Source organism: Kitasatospora sp. NPDC038210, from assembly GCF_055600605.1.
Window position 1 is genome coordinate 24,699 of sequence record NZ_JBVJYK010000032.1, and the last position, 25,663, is coordinate 50,361.

The 25,663-nt window shown below is 72.7% G+C and carries 25 protein-coding genes; 4 read left to right on the forward strand and 21 right to left on the reverse strand.

What is annotated here, in order from left to right:
- Positions 1-8: 8 nt before the first annotated feature.
- From nuoK to ACZ7KX_RS37440, 13 genes are all read right to left on the reverse strand, one after another.
- Positions 9-308, reverse strand: a complete 300-nt coding sequence (gene nuoK / locus ACZ7KX_RS37380) for an NADH-quinone oxidoreductase subunit NuoK (protein ID WP_030235394.1) — start codon at positions 306-308, stop codon at positions 9-11.
- Positions 305-1,219, reverse strand: a complete 915-nt coding sequence (locus ACZ7KX_RS37385; protein WP_470330417.1) for an NADH-quinone oxidoreductase subunit J — start codon at positions 1,217-1,219, stop codon at positions 305-307. Before ACZ7KX_RS37385 ends, nuoK begins: the two co-directional genes overlap by 4 nt.
- Entirely contained in the window at positions 1,216-1,836 is a 621-nt protein-coding gene (gene nuoI, locus ACZ7KX_RS37390) for an NADH-quinone oxidoreductase subunit NuoI (RefSeq protein ID WP_350524942.1), read from the reverse strand. The genes ACZ7KX_RS37385 and nuoI overlap by 4 nt, the downstream gene beginning before the upstream one ends.
- A gap of 6 nt (positions 1,837-1,842) precedes the next feature.
- Entirely contained in the window at positions 1,843-3,171 is a 1,329-nt protein-coding gene (gene nuoH / locus ACZ7KX_RS37395) for an NADH-quinone oxidoreductase subunit NuoH (RefSeq protein ID WP_350524941.1), read from the reverse strand.
- Positions 3,168-5,687 (reverse strand): NADH-quinone oxidoreductase subunit G, encoded by a 2,520-nt coding sequence (locus tag ACZ7KX_RS37400; protein WP_470330418.1) that lies wholly within the window; start codon positions 5,685-5,687, stop codon positions 3,168-3,170. Before ACZ7KX_RS37400 ends, nuoH begins: the two co-directional genes overlap by 4 nt.
- Positions 5,684-7,045: an NADH-quinone oxidoreductase subunit NuoF gene (gene nuoF, locus ACZ7KX_RS37405; RefSeq protein ID WP_350524939.1), complete on the reverse strand. Its 1,362-nt coding sequence runs from the start codon at positions 7,043-7,045 to the stop codon at positions 5,684-5,686. The genes ACZ7KX_RS37400 and nuoF overlap by 4 nt, the downstream gene beginning before the upstream one ends.
- A complete protein-coding gene (nuoE, locus tag ACZ7KX_RS37410; RefSeq protein WP_470330449.1) occupies positions 7,045-7,941 on the reverse strand; it encodes an NADH-quinone oxidoreductase subunit NuoE in 897 nt (298 codons plus the stop codon). The genes nuoF and nuoE overlap by 1 nt, the downstream gene beginning before the upstream one ends.
- A 17-nt stretch (positions 7,942-7,958) precedes the next feature.
- On the reverse strand, positions 7,959-9,311 hold the full coding sequence (locus ACZ7KX_RS37415) for an NADH-quinone oxidoreductase subunit D (RefSeq protein WP_350524938.1): 1,353 nt from the start codon (positions 9,309-9,311) through the stop codon (positions 7,959-7,961).
- Complete coding sequence (locus tag ACZ7KX_RS37420; protein WP_470330419.1) at positions 9,311-10,024, reverse strand: NADH-quinone oxidoreductase subunit C; 714 nt, start codon at positions 10,022-10,024, stop codon at positions 9,311-9,313. The genes ACZ7KX_RS37415 and ACZ7KX_RS37420 overlap by 1 nt, the downstream gene beginning before the upstream one ends.
- A complete protein-coding gene (locus ACZ7KX_RS37425; protein ID WP_350524936.1) occupies positions 10,021-10,575 on the reverse strand; it encodes a NuoB/complex I 20 kDa subunit family protein in 555 nt (184 codons plus the stop codon). Before ACZ7KX_RS37425 ends, ACZ7KX_RS37420 begins: the two co-directional genes overlap by 4 nt.
- A 127-nt stretch (positions 10,576-10,702) precedes the next feature.
- Positions 10,703-11,062: an NADH-quinone oxidoreductase subunit A gene (locus tag ACZ7KX_RS37430; RefSeq protein ID WP_030060100.1), complete on the reverse strand. Its 360-nt coding sequence runs from the start codon at positions 11,060-11,062 to the stop codon at positions 10,703-10,705.
- A gap of 631 nt (positions 11,063-11,693) precedes the next feature.
- Complete coding sequence (locus tag ACZ7KX_RS37435) at positions 11,694-12,401, reverse strand: response regulator (RefSeq protein WP_470330420.1); 708 nt, start codon at positions 12,399-12,401, stop codon at positions 11,694-11,696.
- A 102-nt stretch (positions 12,402-12,503) separates the two neighbouring features.
- Entirely contained in the window at positions 12,504-13,568 is a 1,065-nt protein-coding gene (locus tag ACZ7KX_RS37440) for a sensor histidine kinase (RefSeq protein WP_470330421.1), read from the reverse strand.
- Between the two features lie 190 nt (positions 13,569-13,758).
- Between ACZ7KX_RS37440 and ACZ7KX_RS37445 the strand changes: the two genes are divergently transcribed.
- Positions 13,759-14,361 carry a hypothetical protein gene (locus tag ACZ7KX_RS37445; protein WP_470330422.1) on the forward strand — a complete coding sequence of 201 codons (603 nt, stop codon included), beginning with the start codon at positions 13,759-13,761 and terminating at the stop codon, positions 14,359-14,361.
- A 13-nt stretch (positions 14,362-14,374) separates the two neighbouring features.
- Here the strand turns inward: ACZ7KX_RS37445 and ACZ7KX_RS37450 are convergent, their stop codons facing one another.
- Together ACZ7KX_RS37450 and ACZ7KX_RS37455 are read right to left on the reverse strand one after the other, a co-directional pair.
- The gene (locus ACZ7KX_RS37450; RefSeq protein WP_470330423.1) at positions 14,375-15,364 is read right to left on the reverse strand and encodes a DMT family transporter; all 990 of its coding nucleotides are present in this window, start codon (positions 15,362-15,364) and stop codon (positions 14,375-14,377) included.
- A 325-nt stretch (positions 15,365-15,689) separates the two neighbouring features.
- On the reverse strand, positions 15,690-16,355 hold the full coding sequence (locus tag ACZ7KX_RS37455) for a CatB-related O-acetyltransferase (protein WP_470330424.1): 666 nt from the start codon (positions 16,353-16,355) through the stop codon (positions 15,690-15,692).
- Positions 16,356-16,449: 94 nt separating this feature from the next.
- Here ACZ7KX_RS37455 and ACZ7KX_RS37460 point away from each other — a divergent pair, with 94 nt between their 5' ends.
- The 3 genes from ACZ7KX_RS37460 (at position 16,450) to ACZ7KX_RS37470 (ending at position 18,707) form a co-directional block, all read left to right on the forward strand.
- Positions 16,450-17,154 (forward strand): TetR/AcrR family transcriptional regulator, encoded by a 705-nt coding sequence (locus ACZ7KX_RS37460; RefSeq protein ID WP_470330425.1) that lies wholly within the window; start codon positions 16,450-16,452, stop codon positions 17,152-17,154.
- 224 nt (positions 17,155-17,378) lie between these two features.
- Positions 17,379-18,092: a peptidylprolyl isomerase gene (locus ACZ7KX_RS37465; protein WP_470330426.1), complete on the forward strand. Its 714-nt coding sequence runs from the start codon at positions 17,379-17,381 to the stop codon at positions 18,090-18,092.
- Positions 18,093-18,248: 156 nt separating this feature from the next.
- On the forward strand, positions 18,249-18,707 hold the full coding sequence (locus ACZ7KX_RS37470) for a MazG-like family protein (RefSeq protein WP_470330427.1): 459 nt from the start codon (positions 18,249-18,251) through the stop codon (positions 18,705-18,707).
- Here the strand turns inward: ACZ7KX_RS37470 and ACZ7KX_RS37475 are convergent.
- The 6 genes from ACZ7KX_RS37475 to ACZ7KX_RS37500 all read right to left on the reverse strand — a co-directional run bounded on the left by ACZ7KX_RS37475 (position 18,704) and on the right by ACZ7KX_RS37500 (position 25,621).
- Positions 18,704-20,014 (reverse strand): geranylgeranyl reductase family protein, encoded by a 1,311-nt coding sequence (locus ACZ7KX_RS37475; protein ID WP_470330428.1) that lies wholly within the window; start codon positions 20,012-20,014, stop codon positions 18,704-18,706. The two genes, ACZ7KX_RS37470 and ACZ7KX_RS37475, sit on opposite strands and share 4 nt — an antisense overlap.
- A 191-nt stretch (positions 20,015-20,205) precedes the next feature.
- On the reverse strand, positions 20,206-20,901 hold the full coding sequence (locus ACZ7KX_RS37480; RefSeq protein WP_350524927.1) for a demethylmenaquinone methyltransferase: 696 nt from the start codon (positions 20,899-20,901) through the stop codon (positions 20,206-20,208).
- Between the two features lie 91 nt (positions 20,902-20,992).
- Positions 20,993-21,580 (reverse strand): hypothetical protein, encoded by a 588-nt coding sequence (locus ACZ7KX_RS37485; RefSeq protein WP_350524926.1) that lies wholly within the window; start codon positions 21,578-21,580, stop codon positions 20,993-20,995.
- A 325-nt stretch (positions 21,581-21,905) separates the two neighbouring features.
- On the reverse strand, positions 21,906-22,622 hold the full coding sequence (locus ACZ7KX_RS37490; protein ID WP_470330429.1) for an amidohydrolase family protein: 717 nt from the start codon (positions 22,620-22,622) through the stop codon (positions 21,906-21,908).
- Positions 22,623-22,638: 16 nt separating this feature from the next.
- Positions 22,639-23,859, reverse strand: coding sequence for a cyclic dehypoxanthinyl futalosine synthase (mqnC, locus tag ACZ7KX_RS37495; protein ID WP_350524924.1), 1,221 nt, complete (start codon positions 23,857-23,859; stop codon positions 22,639-22,641).
- Positions 23,860-23,932: 73 nt separating this feature from the next.
- Positions 23,933-25,621, reverse strand: coding sequence for a serine/threonine-protein kinase (locus tag ACZ7KX_RS37500; protein WP_470330430.1), 1,689 nt, complete (start codon positions 25,619-25,621; stop codon positions 23,933-23,935).
- Between the last annotated feature and the right edge of the window lie 42 nt (positions 25,622-25,663).

Here is a 25,663-nt window from a genome sequence, read left to right on the forward strand (position 1 = left end):
CCCTCCGCCTACAGCTTCATCAGGTTGCTGTCGTCGACCGAAGCGGAGTGCCTGGTCCGGAAGATGGAGACGATGATGGCGAGGCCGACCACGACCTCGGCGGCCGCGACCACCATCGTGAAGAACGCGATGATCTGACCGTCCAGGGTCCCGTGCATCCGGGAGAAGGTCACCAGCGCCAGGTTCGAGGCGTTCAGCATCAGCTCCACGCACATGAACAGCACGATCGCGTTGCGCCGGATCAGCACCCCGGACGCGCCGATGGTGAACAACAGGGCCGACAGGTAGAGGTAGTTGACCGGATTCACTGCGCTCCCTCCTCGTCCGCCCCGGTGGCGTTGATGCCGTTGTTGCCGTTGTTGGCGTTCGCCGGCTCCAGGGACTTGCGCGGGCCGGTAACCGCCGGCCGCTCGGAGGACGGACGGCCCAGCCAGTCCGCCGTGCTGTTCTCCAGCTCCGCCATCCGCTGCAGCATCGCCTGGCTGACGTCCCGGATCTGGCCGCGCTCGCGCAGCGTCGCCATCACCGAGTCCTCGGCCACCGTGCCGTCCGGCAGCAGACCCGGCACGTCCACCGCGTTGTGCCGCGCGTACACGCCCGGCGCCGGCATCGGCGGCACCTGGATGTTGTCCTTGATCCGCTGCGCCGCCAGCTCACGCTGGGTCTTCGGCGCCTTCACGTGCTCGCGGTGGGTCAGCACCATCGCGCCGATCGCCGCGGTGATCAGCAGCGCGCCGGTGACCTCGAAGGCCCACACGTACCGGGTGAAGATCAACCGGGCCAGGCCCGGCACGTTGCCCTCGGCGTTCGCCTCGGACAGCCCGGTGAAGTGGTCCAGCTTCGCGTTGGCGATCCCGGCGATCAGCAGCACGCCGAAGCCCAGCCCGCACAGCACCGCCGCGAACCGCTGGCCCTTCAGCTGCTCCTTCAGGGAGTCCTCGCTGGTGACGCCGACCAGCATCACCACGAACAGGAACAGCATCATGATCGCGCCGGTGTAGACCACGATCTGCACCACGCCCAGGAACACCGCCCCCTGGGCCATGTAACAGACCGCCAGCGCCATCATGGTGGCCGCCAGGCAGAGCGCGCTGTGCACGGCCTTGCGCATCAGCAGCATGCCGAGCGCGCCGCCGACCGCGACCACCGCGAGCACCCAGAACTGGACGGCCTCGCCGGTGGAGGTCGTCCCGGTGGCGGCTGCGAGTTGTCCGGTCACTGCTGCGCCTCCTTCTCCCGGTCGGTGCGCTCCTGCTGCACCGTGCCCGGCGCGACCGCGGTGATCTCGCCCCGGTAGTACGCGCCCTCGTCGGCGCCCGGGAAGATCGCGTGCGGGGTGTCGACCATGCCCTCGGACAGGCCCACCAGCAGCTGCTCCTTGGTGAAGATCAGGTCCCGCCGCGAGGAGTCGGCCAGCTCGTACTCGTTGGTCATGGTGAGCGCGCGGGTCGGGCAGGCCTCGATGCACAGCCCGCACAGGATGCAGCGGGCGTAGTTGATCTGGTACACCGCGCCGTAGCGCTCGCCCGGCGAGTAGCGCTCCTCGTCCCGGTTGTCCGCGCCCTCCACGTAGATCGCGTCGGCCGGGCACGCCCACGCGCACAGCTCGCAGCCGACGCACTTCTCCAGGCCGTCCGGGTGCCGGTTCAGCTGGTGGCGGCCGTGGAAGCGCGGAGCGGTGGGCTTCTTCTGCTCCGGGTACTGCTCGGTGAGCCGCTTCTTGAACATGGCCTTGAAGGTCACGCCGAAGCCGGCGGCCGGGCCGAGGATCGACGGCCGGTCGGCCCGCTCGGGCCGGTCCGTACGGTCGGAAGGACCGGACTGGTCGGACGACATCTCGGTTCAGCTCCCTTCGGAATGGTCGGCGCCGTTGAGGGCGTCCTGGAGTTGCTTCGGGGCGCGGCTGCGCCTGCGCGGCACCGGCGGAAGCTCCTGGCCGGGCAGCGGCGGGACCGGGTAGCCACCCGCCATCGGGTCGAACTGCCCCTCCGGGGGCGTCTCCTCGGCCTCCGGCTGCTTCCGCAGGAAGTCCCGCAGCAGCGCCAGCAACAGCACCGCCCCGACCGGGGCGCCCACGTACAGCACCACCTCGCCGAAGTCGTAGCCCTCGTTGCGCAGTGCCCGCACGCTCGCGATCAGCACCAGCCACACCAGCGAGACCGGGATCAGCACCTTCCAGCCCAGCTTCATGAACTGGTCGTAGCGGAACCGGGGCAGCGTGCCGCGCAGCCAGATGAAGAAGAACAGCAGCAGCTGGATCTTCAGCGTGATCCACAGCATCGGCCACCAGCCGTGGTTGGCGCCCTCCCAGAAGGTCGACACCGGCCACGGGGCCCGCCAGCCGCCCAGGAAGAGGGTCGAGGCGACCGCCGAGACCGTCACCATGTTCACGTACTCGGCCAGCATGAACATCGCGAACTTCAGCGAGGAGTACTCGGTGTTGAAGCCGCCGACCAGCTCGCCCTCGGCCTCCGGGAGGTCGAACGGCGCCCGGTTGGTCTCCCCGACCATCGCGATGACGTAGACGATGAAGGACACCGGCAGCAGCGCCGCGAACCACGTCGGCTGCTGGTGCGCCACGATCTCCGAGGTCGACATCGAGCCCGAGTAGATGAACACCGCCGCGAAGGACAGGCCCATCGCGATCTCGTAGCTGATCATCTGCGCGGACGAGCGCAGCCCGCCCAGCAGCGGGTACGTCGAGCCGGAGGACCAGCCCGCCAGCACGATGCCGTAGATGCCCACCGAGGCCGTCGCCAGGATGTACAACAGCGCCACCGGGAAGTCGGTCAGCTGCAGCGGCGTCCGGGTGCCGAAGATCGACACCTCGTCGTTGGCCGGACCGAACGGGATCACCGCGAAGGCCATGAAGGCCGGGATGGCACAGACGATCGGGGCCAGGATGTAGACCACCTTGTCCGAGCCCTTGACCACCAGGTCTTCCTTCAGCGCCAGCTTCACGCCGTCCGCCAGCGACTGCAGCAGGCCCCACGGCCCGTGCCGGTTCGGCCCGATGCGCAACTGCATCCAGGCCACCACCTTGCGCTCCCAGACGATCGCGACCAGCACCGTCAGGACCAGGAAGGCGAAGCAGAACACCGCCTTCAGCAGGACCAGCCACCACGGGTCCTGACCGAAGAAGTGGAGCGTCTCGTACGGCTGCGGAGTCATCGGTCCTCCCCTTCGCCCGCGGTCGTGTCGGCCGGGGCCTGCGCCGCCGGCTCGGGCCCGGCCTCGGCCGCCGCGATCGTGACCAGGTGGCCGACGGTGGTGCCGAGCGCGCGGTGGGCGCCGCCCGGCGTGGAGCCGAGCGGGATCCAGACCGTGCGGTCCGGGATCGAGTCGGTGACCTCCAGCGGCAGGGTCAGCGAGCCCGCCGGGCCGGTCAGCCGCAGCCCGGCGGCCGCCTCGGCGCCGATCTCCTTCGCCGTCTCGGCGGAGATCCGGGCCACCGCCCGGTGCCGGGTGCCCGCCAGGTGCGGATCACCCTGCTGCAGCACGCCCTCGTCCAGCAGCTGGCGCCAACCCGCCAGCACCGCCTGGCCGGTGGCCGGCCGGGGCAGCAGGCCCGGGTGCGCCGCGGGATCGGCCGCGCGGTCGCCCTCCCAGGGGGTGAAGGCGTCCAGCTCCAGCCGCGCCGCCCGGACGTCGGGCAGGCCCAGCCGGTGGCCCAGCGCGTCCGCCAGCATGCTCAGCACCCGCAGGTCCGACTGCAGGTGACAGCCCATCTGCTGGTCCGGCTTGAGCGCCGCCTCGAACATCCGCACTCGGCCCTCCCAGTCCAGGAAGGTGCCGGCCTTCTCCGCCACCGCCGCCACCGGCAGCACCACGTCCGCGCGCGCCGTCACCGCGGAGGGCCGCAGCTCCAGCGACACCACGAACGGGACCGCCGCCAGCGCCTCGTCGGCCAACGCCGGGTCCGGGAGGTCGTCCGGGTCCACCCCGCCGACCAGCAGCGCCTCCAACTCGCCCTGCGCGGCCGCCGCCAGGATCTGGTCGGTGGACCGGCCCGGCTTGGAGGGCAGCTCCGCCACCCCCCACGCCTCGGCCGCCTCGGCCCGCGCCGCCGGAGCGGCCACCGGACGGCCGCCCGGCAGCAGGCCCGGCAGCGCACCGGCCTCCACGGCCCCGCGCTCACCCGCCCGGCGCGGCACCCACGCCAGCCGCGCGCCGGTCGCGTGCGCCAGTCGCAGCACCGCCGTCAGCGCACCCGGCACGGCGGCCAGCCGCTCGCCCGCCAGGATCACCGCGCCCGGCGCGCGCAGCAGCTCCGCCGCCCGGCCCGCCTCGTCGTTCAGCGGCTCGTCCGCCGCCAGCGCCGCGAACCACTCCGGCTCGGTGCCCGGCGCGGCCGGCAGCAGCGCGCCGCGCAGCTTCGCCAGACCCCGGGAGCCGAACGCGGCCACCGAGAACACCTTCTGGCCGCGGCCGCGGACCGCCTTGCGCAGCCGCAGGAAGACGATCGGCGCCTCCTCCTCCGGCTCGAAGCCCGCCAGCAGCACCGCCGGCGCCTGCTCCAGCAGCTCGTACGTCACGCCCGAGCCGTCCACGTCCACCCCGCGCCCGGCGACCGCCGCGGCCAGGAAGTCCGCCTCCTCGCCGCTGTGCGGGCGGGCCCGGAAGTCCACGTCGTTGGTGCCCAGCACCACCCGCGCGAACTTGGCGTACGCGTAGGCGTCCTCGACCGTCACCCGGCCGCCGGTCAGCACGCCCGTCCGGGCGCCGCGCAGGCCCTCGGCGGCCCGCGCCAGCGCCTCCGGCCAGGACACCGGCACCAGTTCGCCGTCCACCCGCACCATCGGGGTGGTCAGCCGGTCCCGCTGCTGGGCGTAGCGGAAGGCGAAGCGGCCCTTGTCGCAGTTCCACTCCTCGTTCACCGCCGGGTCCTCGCCCGCCAGCCGCCGCAGCACCTTGCCGCGCCGGTGGTCGGTGCGCTGCGCGCAGCCCGCCGAGCAGTGCTCGCACACGCTCGGCGAGGAGACCAGGTCGAAGGGGCGCGAGCGGAACCGGTAGGCCGCCGAGGTCAGCGCACCCACCGGGCAGATCTGGATGGTGTTCCCGGAGAAGTACGACTCGAAGTCGTCCCCCTCGCCGGTGCCGACCTGCTGCAGCGCCCCGCGCTCCACCAGGTCGATGAACGGGTCCCCGGCGATCTGCTGCGAGAAGCGGGTGCAGCGCGCGCACAGCACGCAGCGTTCGCGGTCCAGCAGCACCTGGCTGCTGATCGGCACCGGCTTCTCGTAGGTGCGCTTCATGCCCTCGAAGCGGGAGTCCGCGGCGCCGTTGCTCATCGCCTGGTTCTGCAGCGGGCACTCGCCGCCCTTGTCGCAGACCGGGCAGTCCAGCGGGTGGTTGATAAGCAGCAGCTCCATCACGCCGCGCTGCGCCTTCTCGGCCACCGGCGAGCTGAGCTGGGTGCGCACCACCATGCCCTCGGCCACCGGGATGGTGCAGGAGGCGACCGGCTTGCGCTGGCCCTCGACCTCGACGATGCACTGGCGGCAGGCGCCGGCCGGGTCGAGCAGCGGGTGGTCGCAGAAGCGCGGGATCTGGGTGCCGACGGCCTCGGCCGCGCGGATCACCAGCGTCCCCTTGGGGACCTGCACTTCGACGCCGTCGATGGTGAGCGTGACCAGTTCGACCGCGGGCTTGTCTCCCGTGGAGGCGGTTGGCTCTGTGATCGTCACGCGTGCACCTCCCTTTCGGTGGCGGACTGGTGGCCGGGGCGGGGGCCGTCGGCCCAGACGGTGGAGGCGGCCGGGTCGAACGGGCAGCGGCGCTCGGCCAGGTGCTGCTCGTACTCGGCCCGGAAGTGCTGGAGCGAGGAGACGATCGGGCTGGCCGCGCCGTCGCCCAGCGCGCAGAAGGACTTGCCGTTGATGTTGTCGGCGATGTCGAGGAGCTTCTCCAGGTCCCCCTCGACGCCCTCGCCCGCCTCGATCCGCTTGAGCAGCTGGACCAGCCAGTAGGTGCCCTCGCGGCAGGGGGTGCACTTGCCGCAGGACTCGTGGGCGTAGAACTCCGTCCAGCGGGTCACCGCCCGCACCACGCAGGTGGTCTCGTCGAAGACCTGCAGCGCCTTGGTGCCGAGCATCGAGCCGGCCGCGCCGACGCCCTCGTAGTCCAGCGGGACGTCGAGGTGCTCGTCGGTGAACATCGGGGTGGACGAGCCGCCCGGGGTCCAGAACTTCAGCCGGTGCCCGGCGCGGACGCCGCCGCTGAGGTCGAGCAGCTGGCGCAGCGTGATGCCCAGCGGGGCCTCGTACTGGCCGGGGTTGGTGACGTGGCCGGAGAGCGAGTAGAGCGTGAAACCGGGGGACTTCTCGGTGCCCAGGCCCCTGAACCACTCCTTGCCGCGGGCCAGGATCGGCGGCACCGAGGCGATCGACTCGACGTTGTTGACCACCGTCGGGCAGGCGTAGAGGCCGGCGATCGCCGGGAACGGGGGCCGCAGCCGGGGCTGGCCGCGGCGGCCCTCCAGCGAGTCCAGCAGTGCCGTCTCCTCGCCGCAGATGTACGCGCCGGCGCCGGCGTGCACGGTGATGTCCAGGTCGGTGCCGGAGCCGAGGATGTTCCGGCCGAGCAGGCCCGCCCGGTACGCCTCGGCGACGGCCTCGTGCAGCCGGCGCAGCACCGGGACGACCTCGCCGCGCAGGTAGATGAAGGCGTGGTCGCAGCGGATCGCGTAGGAGGCGATGATCATTCCCTCGATGAGGGAGTGCGGGTTGGCGAACAGCAGCGGGATGTCCTTGCAGGTGCCCGGCTCGGACTCGTCCGCGTTGACCACCAGGTAGTGCGGCTTGCCGTCGTTCTGCGGGATGAACTGCCACTTCATGCCGGTGGGGAAGCCGGCGCCGCCGCGGCCGCGCAGGCCGGCGTCCTTGACCAGGGCGATCACGTCGTCCGGGGGCATGGCGAGGGCCGCCTTGAGGCCCTCGTAGCCGTGGTGGCGGCGGTAGGTGTCCAGCGTCCAGGGGCGGCTGTCGTCCCAGGAGTCGGACAGGACGGGGGTGAGCAGCTTCTCGGCCGGCTCGGCGGAGGTCATCACGCCTCGCTCCCTTCCTGGCCGGTGCCCTCGGTGCGGGGCGACTCCGTGGTGGCGGACTCGTTGCGGGGGGACTCGGTGGTGGCTGCTCCTGTGCGGGGCGGCTCGTTGCGGGGGGCCTCCGTGGCGGACCCGGTGCGGGGTGGCTCGTTGCGGGGTGGCTCGTTGTGGGGTGGCTCGTTGCGGGGTGGCTCGTTGCGGGGGGAGACGACCCTGGCACCGGGGGTGCCGGGCAGGGCCTCGCCGCGGGCCAGACGGAGTCCGGCGAGGGAGGGCGCGCCGCCGGCGCCGGACTCGTCGTTGGCGCCCGGGCGCTCGTCCGGGAAACCGGCCAGGATCCTGGCCGTCTCCTTGAAGCCGCACAGCCGGGCACCGCGGGTGGGCCTGACCTCGCGGCCGGCCCGGAGGTCGTCGACCAGCTGCCGGGCGCTCTCCGGGGTCTGGTTGTCGAAGAACTCCCAGTTGACCATCACCACGGGCGCGTAGTCGCAGGCCGCGTTGCACTCGATGTGCTCGATCGAGACCTCGCCGTCCTCGGTGGTCTCGTTGTTGCGGATGCCCAGGTGTTCCTGGAGCTCGTCGAAGATCTGGTCGCCGCCGAGCACCGCGCACAGGGTGTTGGTGCAGACCCCGACGTGGTACTTCCCGGCCGGGCGGCGCCGGTACATGGTGTAAAAGGTCGCGACGGCGGTGACCTCCGCGGTGGTGAGGTCCAGCTGCTCGGCGCAGAACCGGATGCCGGTCGGGCTGACGAAGCCCTCCTCGGCCTGCACCAGGTGCAGCAGCGGCAGCAGCGCCGAGCGGGGCTGCGGGTAGCGGGCGATCAGTTCGGCGGCATCGGAGGCCAGCCGGGCACGCACCTCCTCGGGGTACGGTGCGGCCGGCAGCGCCGGCAGTCCGAGTTCGACGTTGGTCACCGGTCCACGCCTCCCATCACCGGGTCGATCCCGGCCACCGCGACGATCACGTCGGCCACCTGGCCGCCCTCGCACATCGCCGCCATCGTCTGCAGATTGGTGAACGACGGGTCCCGGAAGTGGACCCGGTACGGGCGCGTCCCGCCGTCGCTGACCACGTGCACGCCCAGCTCGCCCTTGGGCGACTCGACCGCCGCGTACGCCTGGCCGACCGGGACCCGGAAGCCCTCGGTGACCAGCTTGAAGTGGTGGATCAGGGCCTCCATCGAGGTGCCCATGATCTTGCGGATGTGGTCGAGGGAGTTGCCCATCCCGTCCGGCCCGACCGCCAGTTGGGCGGGCCAGGCGATCTTCTTGTCGGCCACCATGACCGGGCCCGGGCGCAGCCGGTCCAGGCACTGCTCGACGATCCGCAGCGACTGCTTCATCTCCTCCAGCCGGATCAGGAAGCGGCCGTAGGAGTCGGCGCTGTCCGCGATCGCGACCTCGAAGTCGTAGTCCTCGTAGCCGCAGTACGGGTCGGTCTTGCGCAGGTCGTGCGGCAGGCCGGTGGCGCGCAGGATCGGGCCGGTGGCGCCGAGGGCGAGGCAGCCGGGCAGGTCCAGGAAGCCGACGTCGACCAGGCGGGCCTTGAACACCGGGTTGCCGGTGGCCAGCTTGTCGTACTCGTGCATCCGGGAGCGGAAGACCTTGACCGCCTCGCGGATCTGGTCGACGGCACCGGGCGGCAGGTCCTGGGCGAGGCCGCCGGGGCGCACGTACGCGTGGTTCATCCGCAGGCCGGTGACCAGCTCGAAGACGTCCAGGATCAGCTCGCGGTCCCGGAAGCCGTAGATCATCAGGGTGGTGGAGCCGATCTCCATGCCGCCGGTGGCCAGGCAGACCAGGTGGGAGGCGATCCGGTTGAGCTCCATCATCATCACGCGGATGACGTTGGCCCGGTCCGGGACGTCGTCGGTGATGCCGAGCAGCTTCTCGACCGCCAGGCAGTAGGCGGTCTCGTTGAACAGCGGGGTCAGGTAGTCCATGCGGGTCACGAAGGTGGTGCCCTGGACCCAGCTGCGGAACTCCATGTTCTTCTCGATGCCGGTGTGGAGGTAGCCGATGCCGCAGCGGGCCTCCTTCACCGTCTCTCCGTCGATCTCCAGGATCAGCCGGAGCACGCCGTGGGTCGACGGGTGCTGGGGGCCCATGTTGACGATGATGCGCTCGTCGTCGGCCCGGCCGACCGCCTCGACCACCTCGCCCCAGTCGCCGCCGGTGACGGTGAAGACCCGGCCCTCGGTGGTCTCGCGGGCGTCCGCCTCCGCGGCTTCGCCGCGGGCCTCTTCGTGGTGCTGAGTGTCCATCAGCTGTACGACCTCCGCTGGTCGGGAGCCGGGATCTGGGCGCCCTTGTACTCGACGGGGATGCCGCCGAGCGGGTAGTCCTTGCGCTGCGGGTGGCCCAGCCAGTCGTCCGGCATCATGATCCGGGTGAGCGCCGGGTGGCCGTCGAAGACCAGGCCGAAGAAGTCGTAGGCCTCGCGCTCGTGCCAGTCGTTGGTCGGGTAGACGCTCACCACGGAGGGGATGCGCGGATCGGCGTCCGGCGCGGTGACCTCCAGCCGGATCAGCCGGCCGTGGGTGATCGAGCGCAGGTGGTAGACCGCGTGCAGCTCGCGCCCCTTGTCTCCGGGGTAGTGGACTCCGGTCACCCCCAGGCACAGCTCGAAGCGCAGCGCCGGGTCGTCGCGCAGCAGGCGGACGGTCCTCAGCAGGTACTCGCGGTCGACCTGGAAGGTGAGTTCGCCGCGGTCGACCACGGTCTTCTCGATCACCTCGGCCGGGTCCAGGCCCTGCTCCTCCAGAGCGCCCTCCAACTCGTCGGCGACCTCGTCGAACCAGCCGCCGTACGGGCGTTCGCTCGGACCGGGCAGCACGATCGGGGCCGCCAGACCGCCGAACCCGGAGGTGTCGCCGCTGCCCTTCGCGCCGAACATGCCCTGGCGGCGGCCGACCACCTCGACCGGGATCTCGCGGACCGGCTGCTCGCGGCGGGTCTCGGGCACCTGCTCGTTCATCGCAGCTCCCCCCGCATCTCGCTGATCGGGGTGGCCTGCAGGGCGAGCGCCTCGCCGAGCTCCTCGGCCCGGCGGCGGTTCACGCCCAGCGGCTCGTGCTGGATCTTGTCGTGCAGCTTCAGGATCGCGTCCATCAGCATCTCCGGACGGGGCGGACACCCGGGCAGGTAGATGTCCACCGGGACGATGTGGTCGACGCCCTGCACGATCGCGTAGTTGTTGAACATCCCGCCGGAGGAGGCGCAGACGCCCATCGAGATCACCCACTTGGGGTTGGGCATCTGGTCGTACACCTGGCGCAGCACCGGTGCCATCTTCTGGCTCACCCGGCCCGCCACGATCATCAGATCGGCCTGCCGGGGGGAGCCCCGGAAGACCTCCATGCCGAACCGGGCCAGGTCGTAGCGGCCGGCCCCGGTGGTCATCATCTCGATCGCGCAGCAGGCCAGACCGAAGGTGGCCGGGAAGAGTGACGCCTTGCGCACCCAACCGGCGGCCGTCTCCACGGTCGTGAGCAGAAAGCCGCTCGGCAGCTTCTCCTCGATTCCCATCAGATCCCTCTCAATGCCCTCAAGTCCTCTGGTACGTCCGGCCCGTTCGGGCTTGTCCGCTCGTTCACAAGGGCGGCGGCCACCCCGCGCTCAGTCCCGCTCCGGGAGTCGGTCGGCCCCGCCGGGCTCAGTCCCACTCCAGGCCGCCGCGGCGCCAGACGTAGGCGTACGCGACGAAGACGGTGGCGATGAAGAGCAGCATCTCGACCAAGCCGAAGATCCCCAGGGCGTCGAAGGTCACCGCCCAGGGGTAGAGGAAGACGATCTCGATGTCGAAGACGATGAAGAGCATCGCCGTCAGGTAGTACTTGATCGGGAACCGACCGCCGCCCACGGGCTGCGGGGTCGGCTCGATGCCGCACTCGTACGCCTCCAACTTGGCCCGGTTGTAGCGCTTGGGGCCGGTGAGTGAGGCCATCACGACGGAGCCGACCGCGAACGCCGCCGCGATGGCACCGAGTACGAGGATCGGCGCGTAGGCATTCATAGCCCCCGCTCCCTCCGTCCAGTCGTCCTTGACTGCAGATCGGAACCGGCAGGTCACGCTCAGGTGAACCCGCCCTCCGGTTCCCGGGATCCACCTCATGTGAGGCAGTTCACAAAGCCTGGAACGAGCGCATCCTATGCCCGTCGGCTTGTGATCTGCGACACGCAGTTCACCGCGATCTTTGTGATCTACGACACCATGTGAATGGTGGCGAATGTGAACATGCCCAGATTTGTCAACGCAAAGGAGTCAAATGATCACAACCAGTCGCATTTACCTGTGAAGCGGCTGGTCAGGGGCGCGTTCCTATATCAACTATGCGTCGAGCCAGGCAAATTTCCGGGCGTCATGTTGACGTGTTATTGCAGCTCACTCGCAGGGGTGGCGGGGGCCCGAACGCCCGCTTGACCCTTCGTTCACAAGCGCGCGAGGTCGGCGTCGGACGGGGTTTTCTCTGCTCTGGCACGCGTGCTCGTGGGCACGCCGGAGGGCGGGGAGGGCGGGGTCGGGGCCGCGTTCGTGCGGCCTCCGCCTCGGGGGCTGCTTCCTCGGGGGTCGGGGGTCGGGACCAGGGGCGGGGTCGGGGGTCGGGGGCCGAAGGGCGGGGGCCGGAGCTGGGGGCGGGGGCCGGTTACCGGTTGCTGGCTGCCTGCTCCCACACCCAGGCCGCGATGCCCACCCGGTTACGGGCACCGAGCTTGCGCTGGATGCTGGCGAGGTGGTTCTTCACCGTTCCCGGTGAGATGAACAGCCCCGCGCCGATCTCGGCGTTGGTCGCCCCGTCCGCCACCTGCTCGGCGATCTCCCGCTCCCGCGCGGTCAGTTCCTCCGTCGGTGCGGCTGTCAGCGACCCCGCCACTGCCGCGCCCGCGCCCGCGCCCGACCCCGACCCAGCGTTCGGCTCCGTCCCGGGAAGCGCCATGTGCCGCAGGAGCCGAACGGTGACCTGGGGGCTGATCAACGCGTCCCCGGCCACCGCCGCCCGGATCGCCTCGATCAGCAGCACCGGCCCCGAGCGCTTCAGCAGGAACCCGGCCGCACCGTGCCGCAGCGCCGTGTGCACGTACTCGTCCAGGTCGAAGGTCGTCACCACGATCACCTTGCACTGGCCGGACAGTTGCCGGGTGACCTCCAGGCCGTCGAGCTTCGGCATCCGGATGTCCGCGAGCACCACGTCCGGCCGCAGCCTCCTCGCCTCTGCCACCGCCGCGGCGCCGTCCGCCGCCTCGGCCACCACCGTCATGTCCGGCTGCGCGTCCAGGATCATCCGGAACGCACCGCGGACGTCCGCCTGGTCGTCCGCGATCAGGATCCGGACCGACCCCGTGCCGCTGCCCATCCCTGCACCTCCCCCGTGCCGACCCGTGTCGGCTTCTGTGATCGTTCCGACCTGGACCGCAGTGGCCTGGGCCGGTTCTGTCCAGGCTGCCCCTACGGCCGGTCACTGCCGCCCGACGGCGACCGCCTCCACCGGCAGCACCGCCGTCACGCGCCAGCCTTCCCGCTCGTACGGACCGGCTTCCAGCGAACCGCCGAGAGCCTCCACCCGGGCTGCGAGCCCCGGGAGCCCGCTCCCGCCGCCCCGGCGCGGACGCCCGCCGGGGGCCGGCGCCCCGCCGTCGTTGGTCACGGTCAACTCCAGCCGCCCGCCACTGCAACGGGCCCGGACCTCGACCGTCCGCGCGGCCGGGGCGTGCCGACGGACGTTGGTCAGGGACTCGACCGCGATCCGGTGGACGGTGCCCTCCACCTCGCGCGGCACCGGCCCCTCCGGCAGCTCCAACCGGACTTCGGCGCCACCCGCGGCGGTGAACTGCTCGGCCACCTGGACGAGTTCGGCGAGGCCGGGCTGCGGACTGCGGCCGCCCGCCTCCTCGCTGCGCAGCAGCTGTACGGTCCGGTCCAGCGAGGCCAGGGCCTGCTGCCCGGCCTGCTCTATCCGCTCGAACAGCTCGGCTGACCGCGCCGGGTCGACGGAGGCCAGGTACGCCCCGGCCTGGGCCTGGGCCACCATGCCGCTGACGTCGTGCGCCACGAAGTCGTGCAGATCGTGGGCAAGTTCGAGCCGCTGGGCGCGCCTGGCCTCGGCCACCGCGCGGGCCCGGCCGTCGTCCAGACCCCGCAGGTAGAGCCCGATCAGCACGGTCGGCAGGGACAGCATCGATCCGAACCCGAAGAGCGTGAGCGCGTCGACGGGCCCGTCGAACCGGGACGGCCAGAGCGCGACCGCCCCGCACGCCGTCCAGGCCGCCACCGCGACCCGGGGGCCGTCCCCGGCGCGCAGGCTGAGGACCACCGCCAGCAGCAGGGCCGCCAGTTCGACGAGACCGACCAGCCCGGTCCAGCGGTCCGCTTCCGTCCAGGGGCCGGCGAACCGGATGGCGACCGAGACACCCGCCGACGCCGCGCCGAGCGCGGTCGTCACGGCGGCCGACCCGCGGCGCCCGCGGACCGTCCAGGCCGGCAGCAGCAGGGCCGGGACAACCAGCGACAGGATCTGAGTCATCGTCACCACCTCTCTTCGACTGCTGTCAGATTACGACGCGGTCCAGGCGGTCCGCCTGTGCCGATCGGCATATTCCTCAGGCCGGTTGAGCAGCAGGAACAGCCCGATCGGCACTGCCGTGGACCCCTCGCGGACCTCCAGTCTTGAGCCATCGCACCGGCCGAGGGGCCGGACCGGAAGGGAGTCCACGATGTCCAGGCTCATGATCAACGCCCGCACCACCGCCCACCACCCCCACGCGGTCGGCGCGGCTGGTGCGGTCGACGCGGCCGTCCCGGACGTCCCGCCCGCACCGCGCTGGGCCGAGCTCGCCGCCAAGGCCGCGGCCCTGAGCACCGTTCCTTCGGGGGTGTGGCGGATCGTCTTCGGCTTCGGCATCCCGGTGGGCTTCACCGGCGCCACGGCCGCGGCCTACAACGAGCACCAGCCGGGGTGGGGCACCGTCTACTGCGTGGTGCTGAGCGCCCTGACGGAGGCGCTGGCCTTCCTGACCCTCGGCCTGGTCCGGCCCTGGGGGCGGGTGGTTCCGCGATGGATCCCGCTGATCGGCGGCCGCCGGGTCCGCCCGCTCACCGCGATCGTCCCGGCGCTGCTGGGCTCGGCGATACTCACCGTCCTCGGGATGGAAGGGCTGTTCGGCCGCTGGGCCGCGAACCTGGCCGAGCCGGATTCACCGCGCGGCCTCGCCGCCCTGGTGATGACCGCCGCCTACGCACCCCTGGTGCTCTGGGGCCCGCTGCTGGGCGCGGTCACCGTCGACTACGCCCGGCGGACGTTGTGGCGGCACCGGTGACCACGACGACGGATCACGCCGGGGTCGGCTCGCGCCCCTGCTCCCCGGCCCCCGCAGCCACAGCCACCTCGATGCCCGTCCCGCCCTCGTCCCCCGCCGGGCGCGCTGCGGGGGCGGTACGACGGCCCCACTCCGTCGCGACCAGCACCAGGGCTCCGCCGAGCAGGGCGAGCGGGCCCATGCGGTTCCCGGCCACGGTGATGCCGAAGACGGCGGCCCACAGCGGCTCGGTGCCGAGCAGCAGGCTCACCCGCGAGGGGGAGGTGGCCCGCACCGCCCACATCTGGACGAAGAAGGCGAACAGCGTGCAGAACAAGGACAGATGCAGCAGCCAGGCCCACTGGCCGGCCCCGTACGAGCGGGCGAGGGTCCACGGCGCCGGCCCCGCAGACAGCGCGACGACGGCGAACACACCGGTGGCCGTCGCGAGTTGGACCCACGTCACGGCAAGCATGTCGGTGTCGCGGAGCGCCCGGGTGCGGGCCATGGCGAGGACGTACGCGGAGCGGACGAGGGCGGCACCCAGCACCAGCAGGTCACCGAGCGAGGGCGCACGCAGCCCGCCGTCGCCGGTGAGCAGGGCGACACCGAGGACGGCCAGTCCGGCGGCCGCCAGGAAGGCCCGCGGTGGCGCGGTCCGGCCGAGGGCGCTCTCGCCGAGCGGGGTGAGCACCATCGCGAGGCTGATGATCAGCCCGGCGTTGGTCGCGGAGGTGTGCACGGCACCGTAGGTCTCCAGCAGGAAGATCCCGCTGAGCACCAGCCCCAGTGTCGCGCCGCCGAGCCACTCGGCACGGCGGAGCCTCCGCAGGGCCCGCCAGGCGACCGCTCCGAGCAGCGGCAGCACCAGCCCGAAGCGCAGGACGAGCATCGCCACGACCGTCCCGGGCTCGGCCACCCGCTGGACGGCGAGGAAGCTCGACCCCCACACCACCGCCACCAACAGCACCGGAAGATCACGAAGGGCCGTCGAGGACGAGCCCCTGGACAGGGAGGCAGGCATGGCGAGGATCCCTCCGAGCGAACGGAACCGACGGGCGCGAGGACCGTACGCGTCGGACGGACCCAGGAGCCGGACGGAAGGCCCGGCGACGAACGGGGCAGAGCGTGGAGCGAGGGGGCGCCATCCTCGCGCACCGGACGGCGGATGATCAATGCCGTTCCGGACACCGGATGGTCCGCATGGCCCGGCCGGTCCGCACGGTCCGCACGGTCCGCGCACCACCCTCGGTCGGCCCGGCCCTTCCCGTTCCCCCGGTCCACTCCGTACGCCCGGCCCCCGCCGGGCGCCGCTCCCCGGCAGGGCCCCACACGGAACGTCCTCGCCGTCAGGCGTCGAGCAGGCCGTTCGCCGCGGCGATCGCCTCGATGTCGGCTGGCGTCCCGGACATGATGACGCGGACGTGCTCGGTGACGAGTTCGACCGGCCAGTCCCACCAGGCGGCGCGGCGCAGGCGTTCGATGTCGGCGTCGTCGAAGCGTCGGCGGATCGGCCGGGCCGGGTTGCCGCCGACGACGGTGTAGGGCTCGACGTCGGCGGTGACCACCGCACCGGCCGCGACGATGGCGCCGTCGCCGATCCGGACACCGGGCAGGACGGTGGCCCCGTACCCGAACCAGACGTCGTTGCCGATCACGGTGTCGCCCCGGGTGGGCAGGCCCGTGACGATGTCGAGGGTCCGCTCGGTCCAGCTGCCGCCGAACATGGTGAACGGGAACGTGGAAACGCCGATGTCCGGGTGGGCGGCACCGGCCATCAGGAAGCGGGTCCCGGTCGCGATCGCACAGTACTTGCCGATCACCAGCCGCTCCGGACCGTACGCGTAGAGGACGTTGCGCTCCTCGAAGCGGGTGGCGCCGTCGGGGTCGTCGAAGTAGGTGTACTCGCCGACCTCGATCCGCGGGTCGGTGACGAGCGATCGCAACAGCACGACCCTGTCGTGGCCGGCGAGCGGGTGGAGCGCGGTGGGATCGGGGATGGCGGTGGTGGTCACACGGACTCCTCTCGTAATGCGACGCGAGTCGCATTACGATGAGCATCGCACGATCGCCACCCCACAGCAAGCACTAATGCGACTGGAGTCGACTTTGAACGGAGCAAGTCACCACGGGCAGCCGCCCCGCACCCCCACCCCGCGCCCGGGCGGCCGCAGCGCAAGGGTCCGGGCGGAGGTGGTCGCCGCCACGCTCGCCGAAGTCACCGCGAAGGGCTACGACGGCCTGACCGTCGAGGCGGTCGCCACCCGCTCCGGCGTCCACAAGGCGACCCTCTACCGGAGGTGGGGCGGCGTGGACGGCCTGGTCGCCGACGCCCTGACCGCCTCCGCCGACCAGCCGTGGCCCCTGCCCGACACCGGGGACCTGCAGCAGGACCTCCGCCGGATCACCCGGGAGGTGTTCGACGTCTTCACCGACCCCGAGCTGGGCGTCACGCCGACCGCGCTGATCTCCGCCGCCCAGCGGTCCGACGCAGGCGCGGCCGCCCTGCGCGCCTTCTTCGCCGCCCGCCACCGACAGGCCTCCGAGGTGGCCGAACGAGCGGTCGCACGAGGCGAGTTGCCCGCCGGAACGGACGGCGCCGAGGTGGTCCGCGCCGCCACCGCCCCGCTCTACTTCCGCCTGTTCGTCTCCGGCGAACCGTTGGACGCCCGCACCGCCGAGCGGGCCGCCGATGCCGCCGCCCTCGCAGGCCGCGCCGGGCTCTTCACCCCCACCGAGAGCACCACCGCCGCACCGAAGGAAACGTCCGCCTCGCAGGGAGCACCCGCACCAGAAGCAGGGCCGGCAACATAGGCAAGACCGGCAAGTCCCGTAACACCGGCAACATTCGCAACAGCGACACCACCGACACCGCAACAGCGACACCGCCGACGCCACCGACCACGGCGAAGTCGCCGGCCCCGGCCGACTCCCCTCCCCCGCGGCTCGCCTGACCGCCCCTCACGGCTCCGGGGCCCGGGGAGTCACGGCCGTCGCGCCCCCTACCGCATCCCCACCCGGCCGTGGATGATGCCTCCATGACAATCCAGCCGTCCACCACCCCCCGGAAGGCCCGTCACGTGAAGCGCACGCACTGGGCGCTGGTCGCCGCCGCCACCGTCCTCCCGCTCGTGGCGAGCACTGGCACCGCCGTCGCGGACACCTCCGCCGCCGCAGCCGCCGGCACCGCCGCTGCCTGCACCTACACGCCGGCCGTGCCGGCCGACAACTTCAAGGGAATCCCGGTCTTCGACGCCAAGAAGGCGGCCCGGCCCTACCGCGCGACGCTTCGGACCAGCCAGGGCGCGATCACCTTCGAGGCACTGACCGACAAGGCGCCCTGCACCACCTTCTCGTTCCGCTTCCTCGCCGAGCACGACTACTTCGACCGCAGCCACTGCCACCGCCTCACCACCCAGCGGATCTACGTCCTGCAGTGCGGCGACCCGACCGGGACGGGCAGCGGCGGGCCCGGTTACTCCTTCCCGGACGAGAACCTGACCGGCGCCACCTACCCGGCCGGCACCGTGGCCATGGCCAACGCCGGTCCGAACACCAACGGCAGCCAGTTCTTCTTCGTATGGAAGGACACCAAGCTCTCCCCCGCCTACACCCCGTTCGGCCGGGTCACGGCGGGCCTGGACGTCCTGCAGAAGATCGCCGCCGGCGGCGAGGACGACCAGAACAACCCCGGCGACGGTTTCCCCAACCTGCCCGTGAACATCCGCAACGTGAAGATCGGCACCCGCTGACCGATCAGGCCGGGCCGCCCGGACCCTCGAACCCCCGAGCCGCCCGGCCCCCGGGCCGTTCTCGGCTCGTCCGGGCCGCCCCCGACCCACCGGCCGCCCGCCCCGCCGCTCCCGTACGGTGGCAGCACCAACCACACCGCAGGGGAGCAGCGCCGCATGGACAGCCGGATCTGGGAGAGCGTCGACCACCTGGTCGCATGGCTGGACGAGCAGAGCACGCAGTCGCCCCGGGAAGAACGCCTGCTGCGGATCCTCAAGCTCTCCGAGGAGGTCGGCGAGGTCGGCGCCGCCGTGATCGGCGCCACCGGCCAGAACCCGCGCAAGGGGGTGACCCACAGTTGGGAGGACGTCCAGCACGAGCTCTGCGACGTCGTCTTCTCCGCCCTCGTCGCGCTGCGGACGCTCACACCCGACGCGGCCCGGGTCTTCGCCGACCGGCTGGCCTACGTCGAACAGCGCTCCGCCGCCTCCCGGCGCCCGGTCGCCACGGCCCCGGAGGCGGCGCAGGAGCAGCCCACCGCCTCCCAGGCCGAGCCCACCGCTTCCCCTGCCGAGCCCACCGGTTCCCGGGAACCCGAGGGCTCCCGGGACCGGCCCGCGGGCTCCCCGGACTAGGCGTTCGGCGCGACCCGGGCGAGCCCGTTGATGACGCGGTCCATCGCGTCGCCGCCCTGCGGGTCGGTCAGGTTGGCGAGCAGCTTGAGGGTGAAGCGCATCAGCATCGGGTGGGTGAGGCCGCGCTGGGTGGCGATCTGCATCACCTTCGGGTTGCCGATGAGCTTCACGAAGGCACGGCCCAGCGTGTAGTAACCGCCGTACACGTCCTTGAGGACGCGCGGGTAGGCCTGGAGGGCGCGCTCCCGGCCGCCGTCGGTGACCCGGGCGAGGGCCTGCACGATGACCCCGGCGGCGATCTGGCCGGATTCCATCGCGTAGGCGATGCCCTCGCCGTTGAACGGGTTGACCATGCCGCCCGCGTCGCCGACGAGCAGCAGACCGCGGGTGTAGTGCGGCTGCCGGTTGAAGGCCATCGGCAGCGCGGCACCGCGGATCGGCTCGGTCATGTTCTCGGGGGTGTAGCCCCACTCCTGCGGCATGTTCGCGCACCAGGCCTTGAGCACCTCGCGCCAGTCCAGCTCGCCGAAGGCCGGCGAGGAGTTGAGGATGCCGAGGCCCACGTTGGAGGTGCCGTCGCCCATGCCGAAGACCCAGCCGTAGCCGGGCAGCAGCTTGCGCTCGCCGGCCCGGGTGTCCCAGAGCTCCAGCCACGACTCCAGGTAGTCGTCGTCGTGCCGCGGCGAGGTGAAGTACGTGCGGTAGGCGACGCCCATCGGGCGGTCCTCGCGCCGGTGCAGGCCCATGGCGAGCGAGAGCCGGGTCGAGTTGCCGTCGGCGGCGACCACCAGCGGGGCGCGGAAGGTGACCGGCCGCTTCTCGTCGCCGAGCTTGGCGGTGACGCCGACGATCCGCCCGGTGCGCTCGTCCAGGACCGGCCCGCTGACGTTGCAGCGCTCGTAGAGCCGCGCGCCGGCCTTCTCGGCCTGACGGGCCAGCAGCTCGTCGAAGTCGGCGCGCTTGCGGACCAGGCCGTAGTCCGGGAAGGAGGACAGCTCTGGCCAGTCCAGCTCCAGCCGGACGCCGCCGCCGATGATGCGCAGGCCCTTGTTGTGCAGCCAGCCGTTCTCGGTGGAGACGTCGACGCCCATGTCCACGAGCTGCTTGGTGGCGCGGGGGGTGAGGCCGTCGCCGCAGACCTTCTCGCGCGGGAAGGCGGTCTTCTCCAGCAGCAGCACGTCCAGCCCGGCCTGGGCCAGGTAGTACGCGGTGGTCGAACCGGCCGGGCCCGCGCCGACCACGATGACGTCGGCCGTGCTCTCCACCGGGCTGTCCGGCTTCGTCAGATCGGCTGCGGTCTCGGACACGTGGACACACTCCTGGAGCTGCGGCGGGGGACGGCGGCTTTTGTCTCCGGCAGTCTAGTTCCGCTCACGCCGCCGGAAGCGCCCGCGCCCCCGCCACACCCGCTCCGCCACACCAGCCGCCACACCCGCCGCCGCACCCGCCGGCGGGCCCCGAAGCGACGGTCCGAGGCCGACGGCCCGGCAGTGGCGGACTACGCGGTCTTGTACGCCCGGTGCAGCGCGACGATCCCGCCGGTCAGGTTCCGCCAGGCGACCTTCGACCAGCCGCCCTCCTGCAGCTTGGCGGCCAGCCCGGCCTGGTCCGGCCAGACCCGGATGGACTCGGCGAGGTAGACGTACGCCTCCGGGTTGCTGCTGACGGCCGTGGCGACCGGCGGCAGCGCGCGCATCAGGTACTCGGTGTAGACCGTCCGGAACGGCGTCCAGGTCGGCGTGGAGAACTCGCAGATGACCAGCTTGCCGCCGGGCTTGGTGACCCGCAGCATCTCGCGCAGCGCCGCGTCGGTGTCCTGGACGTTGCGCAGCGCGAAGGAGATCGTCACCGAGTCGAAGGTGTCGTCCGCGAACGGCAGCCGGGTGGCGTCCCCGGCGGTGAGCGCCAGCTCGGGGTGGCGGGCCTTGCCCTCGGTGAGCATGCCGACCGAGAAGTCGCACGGGACGACCTGGGCCCCGGCTTCGACGAAGGGCAGCGAGGAGGTGCCGGTGCCGGCTCCGAGGTCGAGCACGAGGTCCCCCGGTCCGGCGGCCACCGCCTCGGCCACCGCCCGCCGCCAGGCGCGGGCCTGGCCGAGGGAGAGCACGTCGTTGGTGCGGTCGTACTTGGCCGCGACGTCGTCGAACATGGCGGCGACTTCGTGCGGCTGCTTGTCCAGAGAGGCTCGGGTCACGCCCCCATTGTTCACCCTCGCACGGACACCCCGACCAACGGGGCGCACCGACGGGCCGTACCGACGGGTCACCCCGCCCGGCGCGGCGCCCTCAGTGCTGCCCGCGCCGCCCGCCCGCGCGCCGCTTCCGCCGGGAGCGCTTGCCGTGCGTGATCGCGGGCATCCCGTCCGCCAGTGCCTCCGTCGCCAGGGCGAGGTTGGCGGCCAGCCGCCCCTGCCCGGCGCGGATCGCGACGGCCTTCCGGTGCCGCCAGATGCGCAGCACGCAGACCGCGAACAGCACCACGGCGACCGGCACGCTGAACCGGGCGAGGCCCACTCCGACGGGCTGCGGGTAGGTGTCGCCGCAGATCCGCACCGCGCCCGCGTCGTCGGCCGCGTGCTCCAGGCAGATCGAGTCACCGACCTTGGCGCCGTCCGCGAGCGGCAGCGCGGCCGCGGTGTGCGACTGCCCGCCCACCCGGTAGCTGACGGCGCTGTAGGTGCCGCCGCCGGTGGGGAGCTGGGTGACGACGCCCTCGACTCTCACCGGGTGCGCCTCGATCCGGTCGGCCTGGTCGGCCTGACGCCAACCGAGCAGGCACATGCCGACGGCCAGCACGGCGCTGAGCACGGCGGCGAGGTACCAACCACGGCCCAACCGCGGGGCGCGCGGCGGGGGAACGATCGCGGTTCGCATGGTTCCTGTCCTGGCTTGCCTTCGGGACCGGGGACGCGGCCCCGCCGCCCGCGGGCACGGGCGGTGGTGTGGTGAGGGTACGGAGTGAGCTGTCCGGGATCGTATCCGCTGGCGGGCCCTCAGGTCACGGCGAAGGGACAATCACCCCCGGCCACCGGCACCGTAGTTCGAGTGCACACGAAGGAAGTCCCGTGCACTGCAAGGGAATCGGCCTACTGACGAGTACGTCACACCGGCGCTGCCGATCCCGGCCCGTCCGACGCCGTTCGTCCGCCGTTCGTCCGCCGCTCCCCGGCCGCTCCGCACCGGCCCGCAGCGGCCCCGCTCAGCGCCGGCGGTACACCAACCGCCCGCCCAGCACCGTGGCCAGGCAGCCGCCCGCCGCCGGCTCGGCGAGCCCGTCCCCCGCGGCCGCGAACACCGCGAAGTCGGCCCGGCCGCCGACCGCCACCCGCCCGTGCACGGCCTGCGCGAAGGGCAGCACGGCGAGCGGGTCCAACGGCCCCGCACCCTCGTCCCCCGAAGCTCCCCAAGCCCCCGAAGCCCCCGAAGCCCCCGCCGAGCCCGGCGAACCCGGAACCCCCGTCGAGCCCGGCGAACCCGAAGCCCCCGCCAGCCCCACCAGCCCCGACCGCGCCACCGCCGTCCGCACCGACGCCCGCTCGAACGGCCCGGCCACCGCCGTCACCCCGAACCCGAGCATCCGCTGCAGCCCGCGCCGCGCACTCGCCCCGCACCGCGTCTCGTCCGTGGATCCGGCGAGCCCGTCCGCCACCGGCTCGACGCCGGTCTCCTCCCGCGGATCCGGGTGGTACGCCCGCTCCAGCAGCCAGTGCCCGTAGGGGTTGCGCAGCCCGGGCGCGAGCACCGCCGAGCCCCAGTCCCGCACCCGCGCGCCCGGGTGCGCCGCCGCCAGCTCCGGGTACGGCCCGACCGCCTCGACGCGCTCGCCACGCACCACCACCGCCCCGTCCGGGAAGGACGGGGCGGTCGGATCGGCCGGGTCGGGCAGCACGAGGGCCGCCCGGTGCAGGGTCAGCACGGTTGCGGGGAGGGCCTCAGTTGTCCAGGATCTTCAGCTCGGGGTGCGCGGTGCCGCCCTCGATCGCCGTGGAGGCGATGTGCGAGGCGACCCGCGGGTCGACCGGGTCGTCGGCCGGGTCCTCCAGCACCCGCAGGTGCTCGTACGTGGTGGAGCGCTGCGCCGGGACGCGGTCGGCGGCCCGGATCAGGTGGATCAGTTCGGTGAGGTTGGAGCGGTGCTTGGCGCCGGCCGCCGAGACGACGTTCTCCTCCAGCATGACCGAGCCGAGGTCGTCCGCGCCGTAGTGCAGCGACAGCTGGCCCGCCTCCTTGCCGGTGGTCAGCCAGGAGCCCTGGATGTGGGCGACGTTGTCGAGGAACAGGCGGGCGATGGCGATCATCCGCAGGTACTCGAAGACGGTGGCCTGGGTCGACCCCTTCAGGTGGTTGTTCTGCGGCTGGTAGGTGTACGGGATGAAGGCCCGGAAGCCGCCGGTGCGGTCCTGCACGTCGCGGATCATCCGCAGGTGCTCGATCCGCTCGGCGTTGGTCTCGCCGGTGCCCATCAGCATGGTGGAGGTGGACTCCACGCCGAGGCCGTGCGCGACCTCCATGATCTCCAGCCAGCGCTCGCCGGACTCCTTCAGCGGGGCGATCGCCTTGCGCGGACGCTCCGGCAGCAGCTCGGCGCCGGCGCCGGCGAAGGAGTCCAGGCCCGCCTTGTTGATCCGGGCGATCGCCTCCTCGATGGAGACGCCCGAGATCCGGGACATGTGCTCGACCTCGGAGGCGCCCAGCGAATGGATCACCAGCTGCGGGAAGTCGGCCTTGATCGCCGAGAACGCGCGCTCGTAGTACTCCACGCCGTAGTCCGGGTGGTGGCCGCCCTGGAACATGATCTGGGTGCCGCCCAGCTCGACGGTCTCGGCGCAGCGGCGCAGGATCTCGTCGAGCTCCCGGGACCAGCCCTTGTCGCTCTTCGGCGGCACGTAGAAGGCGCAGAACTTGCACGCCGTCACGCACACGTTGGTGTAGTTGATGTTCCGCTCGATGATGTACGTCGCGATGTGCTCGGTACCGGCGTAGCGGCGGCGGCGCACCGCGTCGGCGGCGGAGCCGAGCGCGTGCAGCGGCGCGGAGCGGTAGAGCTCCAGCGCCTCCTCCGGAGTGATCCGGCCGCCGGCGGCGGCCCGGTCGAGCACGGCCTGCAGGTCGGTGCTGGACGCATCGAGGGTGGTCGCTGCGAGCTCGGTCACCTGGCGGCCTTCTCTCTCTAAAGTGCTACTCGGGTACGGCCGAACCAGCCTACGCCAGGCCTTTCGGGCGCTTTCAGCCCGCCGCCCCGTTCACCCGGCGCATCGTCCCGGTCGGGTTCCCACCCGGCGGATCCGCGGAGGTGAACCGGATCGTCCCGTCGGCCTGCAGGGTGAGCGTTTCGGCGTTGGCGCCGCCGGTGCAGGCGCCGGGCAGCGAGGAGCGGACCAGCCGGGACCGGAACACCAGCCGGGTGTCGGAGACGGAGGTGAGCGTCCAGCCGCCCTCGCAGCTGATCGGGATCAGTCCGGTGACGGCGTTGCGGCTGGTGGTGGTCTCCTGACCGATCGCCGCCGGGCGGACGGTCAGCGTGGTCGTGCCGCCGGGCAGGCCCTTGTCGGTGACCATGTCCCCGCTCCAGGTGCCCAGGAACGCGGCCGGCACCGCGTTGGGGCCGCCCGTCGAGGGCGCCGCGCCGGTCGGGGAGGCCGCGGGCGTCGAGGGGTTCGAGGCCGTGGCGGAGGCGGACGGGGCCGATGACGGGAGCGCTGACGGGGAGTCCGTCCCGCCCGGGCCGGTGGACGGGACCGGCAGCGGTCCTGCGGCCGGGGCCACCGGATCGTCGTCCCGGTGCGACCACTCGTACAGCCCGTACCCGGAGCCCCCGAGCGCCGCGGCCACCAGCACCGCCACCGCCGCGAGCCCGGCCGGCCGCCGCCACCACGACGCACCGGCCGTGCCCGATGCCTCACGCTCCCCCGAACCCGAACCCGAACCCGAACCCGACTCCGCCCCCGGCGCCCGGTGGCCCCTGGGCACGTAGGTCGGCGTCGCCACCGCCTCGGCCCCGCCCGCCGCCCCGGACTCGTCCTCCAGGTCCAGCAGCTCCACCGCGCTGCGCCCCACCCCCGCCGCCAGCTCCGGCGGCAGGGAGCCCCACAGCCGGGCGGCGCCCTGGCGGTCCGGGTCCAGTCGGGCGGCGAGGTGCTGCGGGGTGGGCCGGGCGGCCGGGTCCTTGGCCAGGCAGTCGAGGACGACCGCCCGGAGCCGCTCGGGCAGTCCGGCGACGTCGGGCTCCTCGTGCAGCACCCGGTAGAGCAGGACGGCCGCGCTGACCCCCTCCCCGAAGGGGTGCACTCCGGTGGCGGCGTAGGCGAGTACGGCGCCGAGCGCGAAGACGTCCCCGGCCGGCCCGACGGGCTGCCCGGCCGCCTGTTCGGGTGACATGAAGCCCGGCGAACCGACCACATGACCCGAACGGGTGAAGCCGCTGGTCGCGTCCAGGGCCCTGGCGATGCCGAAGTCGATCAGCCGCGGCCCGTCCAGGGTCAGCAGCACGTTGGACGGTTTGACGTCGCGGTGCACCAGGTCGAGCCCGTGCACGTGGGCGAGCGCCCCGGCGAGCCCGACGCCGAGGGCGCGGACGGCCGGTTCGGGCAGCGGCCCGTACTGCTGGACGGCGGCGGTGAGCGAGGGCCCCGCCACATAGCCGGTGGCGACCCAGGGCCGCTCGCCCTCGGTGTCGGCGTCCAGGACCGGCGCGGTCCAGGTGCCGCCGACCCGCCGGGCGGCGGCCACCTCGTGCCGGAACCGGGCGCGGAACTCGGCGTCGTCCGCCAGCTCCGGGCGCACCACCTTCACGGCGACGGTGCGCCCGCCGGCCGTCCGGCCGAGGTAGACCCGGCCCATCCCGCCCGAGCCGAGCCGCCGCAGCAGTCGGTAGGCGCCCACCTGGCGCGGGTCGTCCGACCCCAGTGCCCGCATGGCCCCGCACGCTCCCCTCGCACCGGCCCGTGCGGCACCGGG

Bases quoted from the DNA above. Each gene is read 5' to 3' on its own strand.
- nuoI (WP_350524942.1), bottom strand. From the start codon at position 1,836: ATGTCGTCCGACCAGTCCGGTCCTTCCGACCGTACGGACCGGCCCGAG.
- ACZ7KX_RS37465 (WP_470330426.1), top strand. From the start codon at position 17,379: ATGACAATCCAGCCGTCCACCACCCCCCGGAAGGCCCGTCACGTGAAG.
- ACZ7KX_RS37445 (WP_470330422.1), top strand. From the start codon at position 13,759: ATGTCCAGGCTCATGATCAACGCCCGCACCACCGCCCACCACCCCCAC.
- ACZ7KX_RS37470 (WP_470330427.1), top strand. From the start codon at position 18,249: ATGGACAGCCGGATCTGGGAGAGCGTCGACCACCTGGTCGCATGGCTG.
- nuoF (WP_350524939.1), bottom strand. From the start codon at position 7,045: ATGACCTCCGCCGAGCCGGCCGAGAAGCTGCTCACCCCCGTCCTGTCC.
- ACZ7KX_RS37415 (WP_350524938.1), bottom strand. From the start codon at position 9,311: ATGGACACTCAGCACCACGAAGAGGCCCGCGGCGAAGCCGCGGAGGCG.
- ACZ7KX_RS37435 (WP_470330420.1), bottom strand. From the start codon at position 12,401: ATGGGCAGCGGCACGGGGTCGGTCCGGATCCTGATCGCGGACGACCAG.
- ACZ7KX_RS37500 (WP_470330430.1), bottom strand. From the start codon at position 25,621: ATGCGGGCACTGGGGTCGGACGACCCGCGCCAGGTGGGCGCCTACCGA.
- ACZ7KX_RS37450 (WP_470330423.1), bottom strand. From the start codon at position 15,364: ATGCCTGCCTCCCTGTCCAGGGGCTCGTCCTCGACGGCCCTTCGTGAT.
- ACZ7KX_RS37440 (WP_470330421.1), bottom strand. From the start codon at position 13,568: ATGACTCAGATCCTGTCGCTGGTTGTCCCGGCCCTGCTGCTGCCGGCC.
- ACZ7KX_RS37430 (WP_030060100.1), bottom strand. From the start codon at position 11,062: ATGAATGCCTACGCGCCGATCCTCGTACTCGGTGCCATCGCGGCGGCG.
- nuoH (WP_350524941.1), bottom strand. From the start codon at position 3,171: ATGACTCCGCAGCCGTACGAGACGCTCCACTTCTTCGGTCAGGACCCG.
- ACZ7KX_RS37425 (WP_350524936.1), bottom strand. From the start codon at position 10,575: ATGGGAATCGAGGAGAAGCTGCCGAGCGGCTTTCTGCTCACGACCGTG.
- ACZ7KX_RS37420 (WP_470330419.1), bottom strand. From the start codon at position 10,024: ATGAACGAGCAGGTGCCCGAGACCCGCCGCGAGCAGCCGGTCCGCGAG.
- ACZ7KX_RS37485 (WP_350524926.1), bottom strand. From the start codon at position 21,580: ATGCGAACCGCGATCGTTCCCCCGCCGCGCGCCCCGCGGTTGGGCCGT.